11 protein-coding genes and 1 other RNA gene are annotated in these 13215 nt (G+C 64.4%); 4 read left to right on the plus strand and 8 right to left on the minus strand.

Translation table 11 applies throughout. The features are described 5' to 3' along the window. Window positions 1-128 precede the first annotated feature (128 nt). Window positions 129-2171: a transketolase gene (tkt, locus tag AC1DXS_RS01720; RefSeq protein WP_477735860.1), complete on the minus strand. Its 2043-nt coding sequence runs from the start codon at window positions 2169-2171 to the stop codon at window positions 129-131. 132 nt (window positions 2172-2303) lie between these two features. Between tkt and speD the strand changes: the two genes are divergently transcribed. Next, a complete protein-coding gene (gene speD, locus AC1DXS_RS01725) occupies window positions 2304-2681 on the plus strand; it encodes an adenosylmethionine decarboxylase (RefSeq protein WP_477735861.1) in 378 nt (125 codons plus the stop codon). A 6-nt stretch (window positions 2682-2687) separates the two neighbouring features. Here the strand turns inward: speD and AC1DXS_RS01730 are convergent, their stop codons facing one another. After that, window positions 2688-3512, minus strand: coding sequence for a nucleotidyltransferase domain-containing protein (locus tag AC1DXS_RS01730; RefSeq protein WP_477735862.1), 825 nt, complete (start codon window positions 3510-3512; stop codon window positions 2688-2690). A gap of 25 nt (window positions 3513-3537) precedes the next feature. Between AC1DXS_RS01730 and murU the strand changes: the two genes are divergently transcribed. The 3 genes from murU to AC1DXS_RS01745 all read left to right on the plus strand — a co-directional run bounded on the left by murU (window position 3538) and on the right by AC1DXS_RS01745 (window position 6567). Beyond that, window positions 3538-4272 (plus strand): N-acetylmuramate alpha-1-phosphate uridylyltransferase MurU, encoded by a 735-nt coding sequence (gene murU, locus AC1DXS_RS01735; RefSeq protein ID WP_477735863.1) that lies wholly within the window; start codon window positions 3538-3540, stop codon window positions 4270-4272. Window positions 4273-4287: 15 nt separating this feature from the next. Next, on the plus strand, window positions 4288-5679 hold the full coding sequence (locus AC1DXS_RS01740; protein WP_477735864.1) for an aminopeptidase P N-terminal domain-containing protein: 1392 nt from the start codon (window positions 4288-4290) through the stop codon (window positions 5677-5679). Window positions 5680-5763: 84 nt separating this feature from the next. Next, on the plus strand, window positions 5764-6567 hold the full coding sequence (locus AC1DXS_RS01745) for an FkbM family methyltransferase (protein WP_477735865.1): 804 nt from the start codon (window positions 5764-5766) through the stop codon (window positions 6565-6567). Between the two features lie 102 nt (window positions 6568-6669). Here the strand turns inward: AC1DXS_RS01745 and AC1DXS_RS01750 are convergent, their stop codons facing one another. The 6 genes from AC1DXS_RS01750 to AC1DXS_RS01775 all read right to left on the minus strand — a co-directional run bounded on the left by AC1DXS_RS01750 (window position 6670) and on the right by AC1DXS_RS01775 (window position 13120). Continuing rightward, the gene (locus AC1DXS_RS01750) at window positions 6670-8271 is read right to left on the minus strand and encodes an FAD-dependent oxidoreductase (RefSeq protein ID WP_477735866.1); all 1602 of its coding nucleotides are present in this window, start codon (window positions 8269-8271) and stop codon (window positions 6670-6672) included. Window positions 8272-8410: 139 nt separating this feature from the next. Then, on the minus strand, window positions 8411-9958 hold the full coding sequence (locus AC1DXS_RS01755; RefSeq protein ID WP_477735867.1) for a polyamine aminopropyltransferase: 1548 nt from the start codon (window positions 9956-9958) through the stop codon (window positions 8411-8413). Window positions 9959-10019: 61 nt separating this feature from the next. After that, window positions 10020-10095: non-coding RNA, sX9 sRNA (locus AC1DXS_RS01760), on the minus strand. 53 nt (window positions 10096-10148) lie between these two features. After that, window positions 10149-10370, minus strand: a complete 222-nt coding sequence (locus AC1DXS_RS01765; RefSeq protein WP_007871890.1) for a DUF350 domain-containing protein — start codon at window positions 10368-10370, stop codon at window positions 10149-10151. A 69-nt stretch (window positions 10371-10439) separates the two neighbouring features. Continuing rightward, window positions 10440-11957 (minus strand): DUF4178 domain-containing protein, encoded by a 1518-nt coding sequence (locus AC1DXS_RS01770; protein ID WP_477735868.1) that lies wholly within the window; start codon window positions 11955-11957, stop codon window positions 10440-10442. Window positions 11958-12076: 119 nt separating this feature from the next. Beyond that, on the minus strand, window positions 12077-13120 hold the full coding sequence (locus tag AC1DXS_RS01775; protein ID WP_477735869.1) for an SPFH domain-containing protein: 1044 nt from the start codon (window positions 13118-13120) through the stop codon (window positions 12077-12079). Window positions 13121-13215: the final 95 nt, after the last annotated feature.

A 13215-nucleotide genomic window follows, 5' to 3' on the forward strand; every position in this document is an offset into this window, starting at 1 on the left:
TGTTGCTCCTGGAAGTTGAAATTCAAATACCGGTGTTCCGCCTGTCCGTTCGCCCTGAGCTTGTCGAAGGGTCTCTGCCAAGCAACGAGGCTTCGACAGGCTCAGCCCGAACGGATGTGGAGGCTGGATTACTTCTTCAGCACCGTGCGCACGGTATCGGCGACGTTCTCGGCCGTGAAGCCGAAGTGTTTGAACAGAACCGGCGCCGGTGCGGATTCGCCGTAGCTGTCGATGCCGACCACGGCGGCGCAGCCGTATTTCCACCAGCCGTCGGTCACGCCCATTTCCACCGCGATGCGGGGGATGCCTTCGGGCAGCACTTCGCTCTTGTAGGCGGTTTTCTGTTTGTCGAAGGTGGTGGTGCTGGGCATGGAGACCACGCGCACGGCGATCTTGTGGGCGGCCAGCAGTTCCTGCGCCTTGAGCGCCAGCTGCACTTCCGAGCCGGTGGCGATGATCACGGCTTGGGCCTTCTTGTTCAGGCCCACTTCTTCAGGCTCGGCCAGCACGTATGCGCCGCGGCTGATGTTGCCGAGGTCGTGCTTGGGCGCGTAGGGCAGGTTCTGGCGGCTCAGCAGCAGGGCCGTCGGCTTGTTCTTGTTCTCGAGTGCGACGGCCCAGGCCACGGCCGTTTCGGCCGTGTCGCCCGGACGCCAGACGTCCAGGTTGGGGATCAGGCGCAGGCTGGCGGCGTGCTCGATGGACTGGTGCGTCGGGCCGTCTTCACCGAGGCCGATGGAGTCGTGGGTGAACACATGCACCACGCGCAGCTTCATCAGCGCGGCCATGCGGATGGCGTTGCGGCTGTAGTCGCTGAAAGTCAGGAAGGTGCCGCCGTAAGGGATGTAGCCGCCGTGCAGCGCGATGCCGTTCATGATGGCGGCCATGCCGAATTCGCGCACGCCGTAGTTGATGTGGCGGCCGATGGCGCTCACACCGTCGGCATTGGCCGTCAGCACGACCTCGCCGTTCATGTCGAAACGCAGGCTGGGCGTGGACTTGGTGTTGGTCAGGTTGGAGCCGGTCAAATCGGCCGAGCCGCCCAGCATTTCGGGCAGGCCGGCGGTGAAGGCTTCGAGCGCGAGCTGCGAGGCTTTGCGCGAAGCCACGGTTTCGGCCTTGGTGTGCGCGCCGATGACGGTGTCGACCGCGAGCTGCGCGAAGGACTTGGGCAGATCGCCCTTCATGCGGCGGGCCAGTTCGGCGGCGAGTTCGGGGTGGGCGGCCTTGTAGGCGGCGAATTTGGCGTCCCAGGCAGCCTCGGCGGCCAGGCCCTTGGCCTTGGCGTCCCAGGCGTCGTAGGTTTCCTTGGGCACTTCAAACGGCGCGTAAGGCCAGTTCAGGGCTTCGCGCGTGAGCTTGATTTCCTCGGCGCCCAGCGGTTCGCCGTGGGCCTTGGCGGTGTTGGCGCGGTTGGGTGAGCCCTTGCCGATGTGCGTCTTGCAGATGATCAGCGTGGGCTTGTCGTTCGATTTTTTCGCGCCTTCGATGGCCTGCGAGACCAGTTCAGCGTCGTGGCCGTCTATGGGGCCCAGCACGTTCCAGCCGTAGGCGGCAAAGCGCACGGCGGTGTTGTCGATGAACCAGGGCGCGACCTGGCCGTCGATCGAGATGCCGTTGTCGTCATACAGCGCGATCAGCTTGTTGAGCTTCCAGGCGCCGGCAAGCGCCGCGGCTTCGTGGCTGATGCCTTCCATCAGGCAGCCGTCGCCCATGAACACATAGGTGTTGTGGTCGACGACGGTATGGCCTTCGCGGTTGAACTCCTTGGCGAGCAGCTTTTCAGCCAGCGCCATGCCGACGGCGTTGGTCAGGCCCTGGCCCAGCGGGCCGGTGGTGGTTTCCACGCCGGGGGTGTAGCCGTATTCGGGGTGGCCGGGGGTTTTGCTGTGCAGCTGGCGGAAGTTCTTGAGTTCGCCAATCGGCAGCTTGTAACCGGTCAGGTGCAACACGGCGTAAATCAGCATGGAGCCGTGGCCGTTGGAGAGCACAAAACGGTCGCGGTCGAACCAGTTGGGGTTGTGCGGGCTGTGCTTGAGGTGGCTGCCCCAGAGGGCGACGGCCATGTCGGCCATGCCCATGGGGGCGCCGGGATGTCCGGAATTGGCTTGTTGTACGGCGTCCATTGCGAGTGCGCGTATCGCATTCGCCATCATTTGCGTGTTTGCCATGTAGGCTGCTCCGGAGGGGGAAAGATCAGGGGTAACCCGGTATTTTACCGTTAGGCCCCAGCCGGGTGATTTGGCGGGATATGGAACCAAGTTACGGCCCGAACGGGGCCGCGCATCGTCTAAAGTCGGGGCATGCAAGGCTTACACCTGACCGCCGACCTTTACAAATGCCGCTGCGATCCCGCCTGGCTCACCGACGCCGCCCGCCTGGGCGACTGGTGCGTGCAGGCCGTGCAGGCCACCGGCTTGCAGGCCGTCAACCAGCTGTTTCACACCTTCCCGGACACTGAGCACGGCCCGGGCGGCATCACGGCCACGGTGCTGCTGGCCGAATCGCATGTCTGCGTGCACACCTGGCCCGAACAAAAAGCCGTGACGCTGGACGTTTATGTCTGCAACTTCGGCGGCGACCACTCGGCCCGGGCGCGCAGCCTGATGGATGCGCTGGTACGGCGTTTCAACCCTGAATGGACCGAGCAGCGCTCGCTGGAGCGGGGCGAGACGCAATAAGCCGGTTTACCAGCTTTCGCGCACGGTCGCCAGAAACAGCGCATTGAGCGAGGGCAGCACGGGCCGCAGGTCGTCAGGCGCGGGAATCGCCGCGTCCAGCCTGGCGAGTTCGGCTTCAATAAAGGCATTGACCCGCGGATACGGCGCCGACAGGCCCAGTTCGGGCGCGCCGCGTTTTTTCTCCAGCATGTCGGCGATGTCGGCGAGCAGCTCCGTCTCGCCGTCAACCAGGTGCAGCAGGCTGGCGAACTCAATGGGCGCGGCCGTACCGTAGCGCTCCAGCCAGCGCACCGCGAGCAGGGGCCGCAGCACATAAAAATACTTCTTGAGCCGCACTGCCTCGCCTTGCAGGTGTTCGCGGTAGTTGCCCTTGGCCGAACTGCGGTAATGGTGAATGCCCCGCTCACAAGAGTAAACCTGCGGCAGCAGCAGCCGCGCCGCTTCAGCAAACGCACCGTTTTCGATGTATTTGATCGGCGACTGGATCCACTCGACAAAACCCGGGTTGGACTTCCAGAACAAACGTAGCGCCTTGCGCAGGTCCCAGCCGTTAAGGTCTATGTCGTCGACGATGGGGTACTCGATGACGTCACGCCGGTCCTCCAGGTCCAGCGAGAGGTAGTCGTCGGCCGGCCGTGCATAGATGAAACGCACGTCGAAATCGCTGTTCGGCGAGGCAAAACCCCAGGCGCGGCTGCCGGACTCTATCGCCATCAGGATGCGCACACCGTGCTCGCGTTCGGCCGCCGCGAGGCGGCTCATGATCTCAGCGTGGATCTCGGGAGGAATCATCGTCAGGCTTTCGGGTTGCGGTGGCCATGCATTCTGCATGAGCGGCTCCCGTTAAACTGCCGCCATGCCCTCTGCACCCATCAAAGCCATGATCATGGCCGCCGGCCGCGGCGAGCGCATGCGTCCGCTGACCGACAGCACGCCCAAGCCCTTGCTCAAGGTGCGCGGCAAGCCGCTGATTGGCTGGCATGCCGAAGCATTGGCGCGCGGCGGCTTCACCGACCTGGTGATCAACACCGCCTGGCTCGGCGAGCAGGTTGAAAGCCACTTCAGCCAGCAAAGCCGCGGGCCCTCGTTGTCCATTGCCTATTCACACGAAGGCATCGACTTCGGCGGCGCGCTGGAAACCGCCGGCGGCATCGCGCGTGCGTTGCCCTTGCTCGGCGACATGTTCTGGCTGCTGGCGGGCGACGTGTTTGTGCCGGGCTTTGAATTCACGCAGGCCGCGGTGGACCGCTTCAGCGCCGGCGGCAAGCTGGCGCACCTCTGGCTGGTGCCCAACCCGCCCCACAACCCTAAAGGCGACTTCGGCCTGGGCGCTGACGGCCTGGCGCTGAATCTGCCCAAAGACAGCGCTGAGCCCAGGTTCACCTACAGCACCATCGGTCTTTATCGCCGGGAATTCTTCAACGCGATGCCTTTGGGCAACCCGCAGGGCCTGAAAGCCCCACTGGCGCCGCTGCTGCGCGCGGCGATGGACAATGGCCAGGTCAGCGCCCAGCTGTACACCGGGCCCTGGACCGATGTGGGCACGCCGGCCCGGCTGGAAGAGCTGAACCAGACCACCACCCTCAACTAAAAAAGCGCAGCGCACATGAGCACCACCACGATTTACCAAAAACGCCGTGCCGCCGTGGCCCGCGCGCTCAAGGCGGCCGGCGGCGGAGTCGCCTTGCTGCCGACCGCGCGTGAATATCCACGCAACCGCGACACAGACTTTCCGTACCGGCACGACAGCTATTTCTACTACCTGACCGGCTTTGACGAGCCCGATGCCTGGCTGGCGATTGACGCCAGCGGCAAGACCACACTGTTTTGCCGCCCCAAGGACCTGGAGCGCGAGATCTGGGATGGCATACGCCTGGGCCCCAAGGCGGCGCCGGCCCGGCTGGGCGTGGATGCGGCCTTCAGCACGGAGGCATTGGACGCGCAGATGCCGGCCCTGCTGACCAACAAAAAGTCGGTGTGGTTTCCGTTTGCCACGCACGAAGGCCTGGGCACGCGGGTGGACGGCTGGCTGGACAAAGTGCGCGCCCGAACGCGCCTGGGTGACGAAGCTCCGCCAACCCAGCACGACCTGTGCGGTGTGCTCGACGAGATGCGTCTCTTCAAGGACAGCCACGAGATCGCCATCCTGCGCCGCGCCGGAAAAATTTCGGCCGGCGCGCATGTGCGCGCCATGCAGACCTCGGCGGCCATGCTGCGCAATCCCGTCAAGGGCGGCCTGCGCGAATATCACCTGGAAGCCGAGTTGCTGCACGAGTTTCGCCGCCACGGCTCGCAGTTCCCGGCCTACACCAGCATCGTGGCGGCAGGCGCCAATGCCTGCGTGCTGCACTACCGCGCCGGCGACGCCGAACTCAAGGCCGGCGAGCTGTGCCTGATAGACGCCGGCTGCGAACTCGACGGCTATGCCAGCGACATCACGCGCACCTTTCCGGCGGACGGCAAATTCACCCCCGCCCAGCGCAGGCTGTACGACATCGTGGTGGAGTCCCAGTACGCCGCCGTCAAAGCCACCAAACCCGGCAAGCGCTTTAATGACCCGCACGACGCGGCGCTTCGCGTGCTCGCGCAAGGCATGCTGGACACCGGCCTGCTGCCCAGGGCCAAACACGGCAAGGTCGACGACGTGCTCGAGTCCGGCGCCTATCGCCAGTTCTACATGCACCGCACCAGCCACTGGATGGGCATGGACGTGCACGACTGCGGCGACTACACCGAACCCGGCAGCAAGCCGCGCCCCGACAAGGATGCCATGGGCCAGCCCATCATGCGCAAGCCTTCGCGCATCCTGCGGCCGGGCATGGTGATGACGATTGAACCCGGTCTCTATGTGCGGCCCGGGAAGAATGTTCCCAAGGAGTTCTGGAACATTGGTATCCGGATCGAGGATGATGCTTTGGTCACTTCCACAGGATGTGAGCTGATGACGCGCGGCGTGCCCGTTGATGGGGACGAGATTGAAGCCTTGATGCGCGGCTGAAGCCCAGAAATATGCCCGGATGACCCGCGCGGCGCTGGCGTCGGCGGTGGTCCCGGAATTCTTTAGTCAACCGGAAAATTCGCCATGGCCTCTGGTCCTCGTCCCTTGCCTTTCGTGCTGGCCTCGTCCAATCACGGGACCATGATCGTCAACCGCAACGACCACCACATGGCCGATGAAACGCGCGGCTACGGTGTCGGTTATCAGATTCTCCAGAACTCGGAATTCGACCCCGAGGAAGTCGACATGGTCTTGCAACTGCTCACCTTGCGCCGAGAGGTTTTCGGCGGCGGTGTGGTCGCGCTCGACATCGGCGCGAACATCGGCGTTCACACCATTGAATGGGCCAGGCACATGCACGGCTGGGGCGAGGTCATCGCCGTCGAAGCCCAGGAGCGGATTTACTACGCGCTGGCCGGCAACATCGCCATCAACAACTGCTTTAACGCAAGAGCGCACCACGCCGCGCTGGGGGCCGAGGAGGGCGAGCTGAAGATTCCCAGGCCCAACTACCTGATACCGGGAAGCTTCGGCTCACTTGAATTGCGCCAAAGCGACAAAAACGAGTTCATCGGGCAACCCATCGACTATTCAGCCCAAAACAGCCAGACGGTCAGGATGATCACGGTGGATGGCCTCAAACTGCCCCGCCTGGATCTCATCAAGATGGACATCGAGGGAATGGAGCTGGAAGGCCTGGCGGGCGCACTTAAAAGCATCGACGCGTACAAACCCCATCTGTTGATTGAGTGGGTCAAGACCGACCAGGAAGCGCTGCGAGGCCTGCTTGATGCGCACGGCTACAAGTACTTCCAGATGGGTATCAATGTTCTCGCGGTGCACGGGAACGACCCCACACTCGCCAGCCTGAAGATCGTTCCGGATTGACTTTCAAAAGGTCCCCGGGCATGCCCGCCCAGGTATCCGCGCGCATCGAATCCGCCGCCGCGGAAGTGGCCGGCGAGGCGCCGCCGATGGCACGGCCGCAGCCTACGCCAGCGAAGTTGCCCTGCGATGGCCCTGCGTGAATGCCTCTTCAAACACCGAGTATCCCGACAAGTCGCTGTGCGCGAAATGCAAGCGCTGCCAAGGCGCCGGCAAAGCCCCCTGCAGCGCCCGCAGCGCAGCGCTGCTACGCACGCCGGGTACCGGCGTACTCATCGCATGCCCATACCGCATCACGTCCATGCGCGTGACCTTGCCGAGCAGGTCAGGGTGCGGCACCGACAGTTCGGCCAGCACACTGTCGCGCCAATGCGTCCAGGGTTTGTCATACAAGGTTTTGCGGCCGGCCGCGCCGATGCCGAAGGCGCGGTAGTAGGTCAGCACCGTGGCACCGGGCACGGCCTGAAGGCTCTGGTGCGTGGCGTCGACATAACCCAGGCCGGGCTTGTCGCCGTAGATCACGTTGTCCCAGCTGGGCGCGGCGCCGGGCCTGTCGTGCAGGGCTGAGTCAATGTGCAGGTTGGCGACCAGCCAGGGCGCGTAGCGCAACTGGCCGGCGGCTTCGCGCAAGGCGGGTGGCGGGTTCTCGACGACGCGGGCGGCGATGAACAAGGGCAGGGCCAGAATGCAATGCTCGGCCTGCCAGCGCTCCACCGATTGCGTGGCCGTGTTGAAGGCATCGACTTCCACGCCGTGCCGGCCCGCGGCGACGCGGATCACAACACGACCGGCATGCAGGCGCTCGCCCAGCGGCGCCGCCAGCCGGCGGGTCAGCCAGCCGTTGCCTTCGGGCCAGGTCAGCACGCCGGCATCGCGCTCGGCCGACGGCGGCTCGCCCGGCGCCTGGAAGCCGTGGCGGCTCGCGAAGTAATGGATGCCGGCCCAGGCCGAGACGCTGTCCAGGCCCGCGCCGTAGTCGTCGCGGCAGCAGTAGTCCAGGTACCAGCGCAGCGGCGCGCGCGTGAGCTGCTGCTGGTCCAGCCAGGCTTCAAAGGTCAGGGCGTCGAGCGCGAGATGTGCCGATGCCGGTGCGCTTGCCGAAAGTGGAATCGAAAAAGGCGCGGCGGCCGAGGCCTGCTGCACCAGCTTCGCAAAGCGCTGGTAGTCGGCCAGCAGGGCGATATCCATGTCCGGCTGGGGCAGCAGGCCTTCCTGCCATTGGCCCTGGATAAACAGGCGCTCCTGCGGGCTGTGGCACAGATGGCGCTCGTCATACTCCCAGCGGCCGGCCACGCGCCTGCGCAGCGATAACTCTTCAAGCAAGTCCTGCACGTCGCGCGCGCCGTCGCCGGGCACCGGCAGGTAATGCGCGCCCAGCGGGCAGGGCAGGCCGCCGACCATGCCGCCGCGGCTGTTTCCGCCGGCGATGTCCTCAAGCTCCAGCATCGCGAAATCATCCATGCCGCGCAGGCGCAGCGCGCGCGCCGCCGCGAGGCCGGCGACGCCGCCGCCGGCAATTAGCACACGGGTGCGCCGGGTGACGGAGGGGGCAGGCCAGGCGCGGTCTTTGCCGGGCTCGCCGGGCCGCAGCAGGTGGCCGCGCTCATGGTTGACGCCCAGGAAGCCGCCTTCGACGTGCCTGGCCTCCTTGCAGCCCGCAAGCGCCAACGGCAAAGCAGAGGCCGCCAAAAAATCGCGCCGCTTCATGGTCTTGCTCCTTCCCCCGCTGGGGGAAGGCTGGGATGGGGGCTGGCGGCGATGGTGATGCCCGCCCTGTCTCGCAGGCCGTCAGCCCTCACCCCCGCCCTCTCCCAGGGGGAGAGGGAGATGAAGTCAGGACGCCGCTTCAACGCAGCACCTTGCCCCATTCCTGCTCGTAGCTGTGCACCAGCTCCTGGTTGGAGAGACGGTTGACGGGCGCGGGCACGCGCGCCATATCGACCGGAAAATCAAACAGCAGCGGCAGGGTTTGCGGGTCCAGAAAGCGCAGGCCGGCCGGCAAGGCGCCGACCTGGGTCGCGGGGCTGAAGGGCCGGCGGCTGGCGACCACAAAACCCCATTCGCCGAAACTGGGCACGTTGGCGTGGTAGGGCGCGGTCTTCAGGCCTACCGACTCCAGCGTGGCCGCCACCGTCCAGAAGCTGCGGCGCGCCACCAACGGCGAGGTGGTCTGGATCACGGCATAGCCGCTGGCCGAGAGATGGCGGTCCAGCAGCGCGTAAAACGAGTTGGTGTAGAGCTTGCCGATGGAGAAATTGGTCGGGTCGGGAAAATCGACCACGATGATGTCGAACATGTCCGCGCTTTTGTCCAGCCACTGGAAAGCGTCGGCGTTCACCACCTTCACCTTGGGCGACAGCAGCGCCTCGCCATTCAGGCGCTTCAAGGCCGGCTGCTGGCTGAACAGGTCTGTCATGGCCGGGTCCAGTTCGACCAGCGTGACGCTCTCCACGCTGGGGTATTTGAGAATCTCGCGCACCGCCATGCCGTCGCCGCCGCCCAGCACGGCGATTTTTTTGGGCGCACCGTGCGCGCTCATCACCGGGTGCACCAGCGCCTCGTGATAACGGTATTCATCGCGCTCGGCGAACTGCAGGTTGCCGTTGAGGAACAGCCGGTATCCCCCGCGGCCGTTGGTGACCACGATGCGCTGGTAGGGTGTGGTGGCGGTGAAGACCACGCGGTCCTGGTAGAAATGGTCCTCGGCCAGCGTGGTGATCTGGTTGGCGCCCACAAAGCCGGCCGCCAATGCGCATAGGACGGCGAAGCAGGCAACGGCATGCGACCTGAGGTGCCGCAGTTCACCGCGAAACAGCCACAACGCCCACAATGCGACGGCGGCGTTCATGAGACCGAATAACAGGCCGGTGCGTATCAACCCCAGCTGCGGCACCAGCACCAGCGGAAAGGCCAGCGACACGGCCAGCGCGCCCAGGTAGTCGAAAGTCAGCACCTGCGAGACCAGCTCCTTGAGCGCGACGTTGCGCCGCAGTATGCGCATGACCAGCGGAATCTCCAGCCCCACCAGCGTGCCCACCAGCAACACCAGGGCATACAGCAGAAAGCGGAATGCGCCGGGCACATAAGCGTTCGCCAGAAACAGCACGGCCGGCAAGGCGCCGCCCACCAGCGCCACCATCAACTCAATGCGCAAAAAATGCGCCGGCAGCTGCCTCTCGAAAAACCGAGACAACCAGGAGCCTATGCCCATGGCGAACAGGTAGCTGCCGATGATGGTGGAAAACTGCAGCACCGAGTCGCCTAGCAGGTAAGAAGCCAAGGCCCCCGCCGCCAGCTCATACACCAGCCCGCATGCCGCCACGACAAAAACGCTGGCCAGCAGCGCGACCTCGAGAGGGCGCGGGGTGGGGGTGGGGGAGGTTTCAGTGTTCAAAACAGACGGAGGTGATAGCAGGAAGCAGGTGAGGCGATGCGAAGCGAGCCGGTATCACGACGGCGTCAAGGGCGTAGCGAGCGAGCTGCGGGCAAGGCGGACGGCGCACAGGAACCGGAATGTACCTATGGGTACATGAGGATTCCGAGCACCGGCCAACGCCGCCCCCAGTTCGCGCAGTAGCCGGGAATCAACCGTGGATTGCGGCGGCTACTATTACGCAGATGCCTAACGCCATGGCCGCAACAACCAGCGCCAGCGCCACATTCTGCTTCTCGACAATCTCCAGCCACAGGTCATAGGGTGTCATCTTGTCGATGATGACAAAACTGAGCCAGAAGATGATCACGCCTATCAGCGCGAACAGGATAGAGCCTAAGAAAGCAGCGGGTTTAAGCCATTCAAGTCCCATGATGGTCTCCAGAAAAGGTCTGCCAGCTTGCGCAGAAGAACAAAACGAAAAAGCACAAAGAGGCAGCCACTACTTGTGGCCGCCCCCGCCGGAAAAACCGCCGAACGAGCCGCCCGAACTGCGCGAGCTGCTGGACGAGGAACAATTTTCATACCTCGGGTCGCAGCTTGAGCAGCGGCCTATGACAAACAACAGCAGCAGTATCAGCAGCACCACGATGATGATGGTGCCGCAGCCCATGCCGGCCGAACTGCTCAGCGGCTTGGCATCCGAACGTTTGAACAGGTCTTTCTTGCCTTCGAGCTTGAAGGCCTTGGCGACCAGTTCACCGTCCACCTTGTTGCCGCTGGACCAGGTGATCTCATTGGGCGCCTCTTCCTGCGACAGCAGGGCGCTGCCGCTGGTGAAATCGCGGTTAAACGTTTTTTGCCCGCGCTGAACCTGCCAGTAAAACTCGCCGGCGACATAAGTCGTCTCGGCGCTGTAGCTGCTTTGCAGCGGGTAGTTTGTCTTGAGGTAAACGGCGCTGTTCTGGCCTGGCTTGAAGACAGGCGCGCCCGTGATCGGCTTGACCAGGCTCCAGCCGTCCACGGAATCCACCAGAAAGGTGAAGCCGCGCTTCTGGTTGTAAAGCAGGTATTCATCCCAGCCGAACTGCTCGTCCGGTTCGTCGGCCTCGTAGCCCATACGGTGCTGGAAGCCCACGACCTGCCACTGCACGCCCTGCAGCTGGCCGGTGGTGCCCAGCGCGATCAGCGGGCTGACGGGCTCGTCCTGGATGGCATGCCGGAGCGCGGCGCCCGTTCCCTGCGTGAGGTCGATGATGCTGTTGCAGGAACGGCAGGTGATGCTTTTGCTGCCGGCGAGCGTAACCTCGAAAGGCGCACCGCAATTGGGGCAGCTGAACTGCTTGCCGTTTTCGTTCTTAGTGGATTCGTCCTTCAGGCCGGTGAGCTTCAGGTCATCCAGCAGCACGGAGCGGCCCAGCGACAGCGCGGGCGTGCCGCCGCCGGTCACTGCACCATAGTCGACGCTGAGCACGTCGCCGTCGGCGCTGCGCAGCTCCACCATCGCAAAGGGCGTGCCCAGCGCCGGCAGGCGCGGCAACTCGCCCTGGGCCGAGAGCAGCGAAACCTGCTCATTGGACGCCACGCTGAAAGGCTTGGCATTGATGGCCGTGTTGGCGCCCACGCGGAAATTTTCGGCCGGCGGCACAGCGCGCTGCAGGCTGGTGGGCAGGCTGAAAACGTAAGCGCCGTTGTCTTCGCTCAGGAAAGCCGCTTTGCCGTCGTCCAGCACGGCATACCACTCGGTCCAGGTGCCTTGCACGTATTTGTATTGCAGCCGGCCGACCAGCGTGAAATTGCGGCCCTGCCAGACGCCGGAGGCCTGCAGCTGCAGAGGGCTAAAATCATTGAACAGCTCGGCCATCTTGCCGATGCGCGACAGCGTGTCGCCGTCGCGCACGACGGTGCTCTGGCAATATCCGCACACCGCGTGCGTGGACTGCGCGCTGCGGAACTCAACGGGCGCGCCGCAGCCGGGACACGGCGCGCGGTAGGCGCGTTGCGAAGTGACGTCAGTCACAGCAGATGAAGGTCAACGCCAGACAGAGGACTCGCGCAGCGAAGGGCCGCCCCGAGCAAGCGACGGCCCCCTCGGGGGGCAGCGTAGTACACGAAGTGACAAGCGTGGGGGCCACATTCTCAGACCAGCTTCTTGAGCAGCTCGGCCTTCTTGGCGTCGAACTCTTCCTGCGTGAGTATGCCCTTGGCCTTGAGCTCGCCTAGCTTCTCGAGCGTGGCCATCACGTCGTCGGGCTTCACGGCTGCCGCCGCGGCGGCCGTGGCGGCTTGGGCCGCGTTGCCGCCGCCCTGCAGGCCCTGTTGCAGGTTTTGCGCCAGCACCTGGCCCAGCGCGACGCCGGCGCCCAGGCCCATGGCGTCGCCGGCAATGCCGCCGCCCGAACCCGCGCCTTCGGCGAATTTGGGAATCGCCTGCGCCGTCTGGTACTGCATGAACTTGCCCATGTCGTTGCCGACCATGCCCATGCCGATTTTCTGGTCGAGGATTTTCTGCAGCTCTTCGGGCAGCGAGAGGTTCTGCACCGTCATGCCTTCGAGCTTCAAGCCTATTTTTGCAAACTCGGGCACGAGTTGCGCCGCCAGCGCCTGCGCAAACACGAGCTGGTTCGCGGCCAGGTCCAGGAAAGCGATGTTGCTGGAGGCGATGGCGGCGGAAATATTCTGCAGCACCAGGCCGCGCAGCTGGCCGTCAAGCTCGTCGGTGGTGTAGCGATCACGCGTGCCGGAGATCTCCGTATGGAAGAGCTTGGGGTCGGCGATTCGGAAGTTGTAGTTGCCGAAGGCGCGCAGGCGAACCGCGCCGAAGTCCTTGTCGCGAATCGTGATGGGCTGGGGTGTGCCCCACTTCTGGTCGATCTGCTGGCGGGTGCTGAAGAAGTAGACATCGCTCTTGAAGGGCGACTCGAAGAGCTTGTCCCAGTTCTTGAGGTAGGTCAGCACCGGGATGGTCTGCGTCGTCAGCTTGTACATGCCGGGACCGAACACGTCGGCGACCTTGCCTTCGTTGACGAACACCGCCATCTGCGACTCACGCACGGTGAGCGAGGCGCCGTACTGGATCTCCATGTCGGCCATCGGGAAACGCCAGGCCAGTGTGCCGTCGCCGTCCTCCGTCCACTGGATGATGTCGATGAACTGTTTCTTGATGAAGTCCATTAAGGCCATGGCGCGCTCCCTTTGAAGTGAGTTATCGGCCACATGATAACCGCCGGAAATGGCGCCCGGCTAGTCTGTCCTGTCCGCAAAAACAGACAACAAAC

Source organism: Polaromonas sp. P3_B1 (assembly GCF_056402935.1).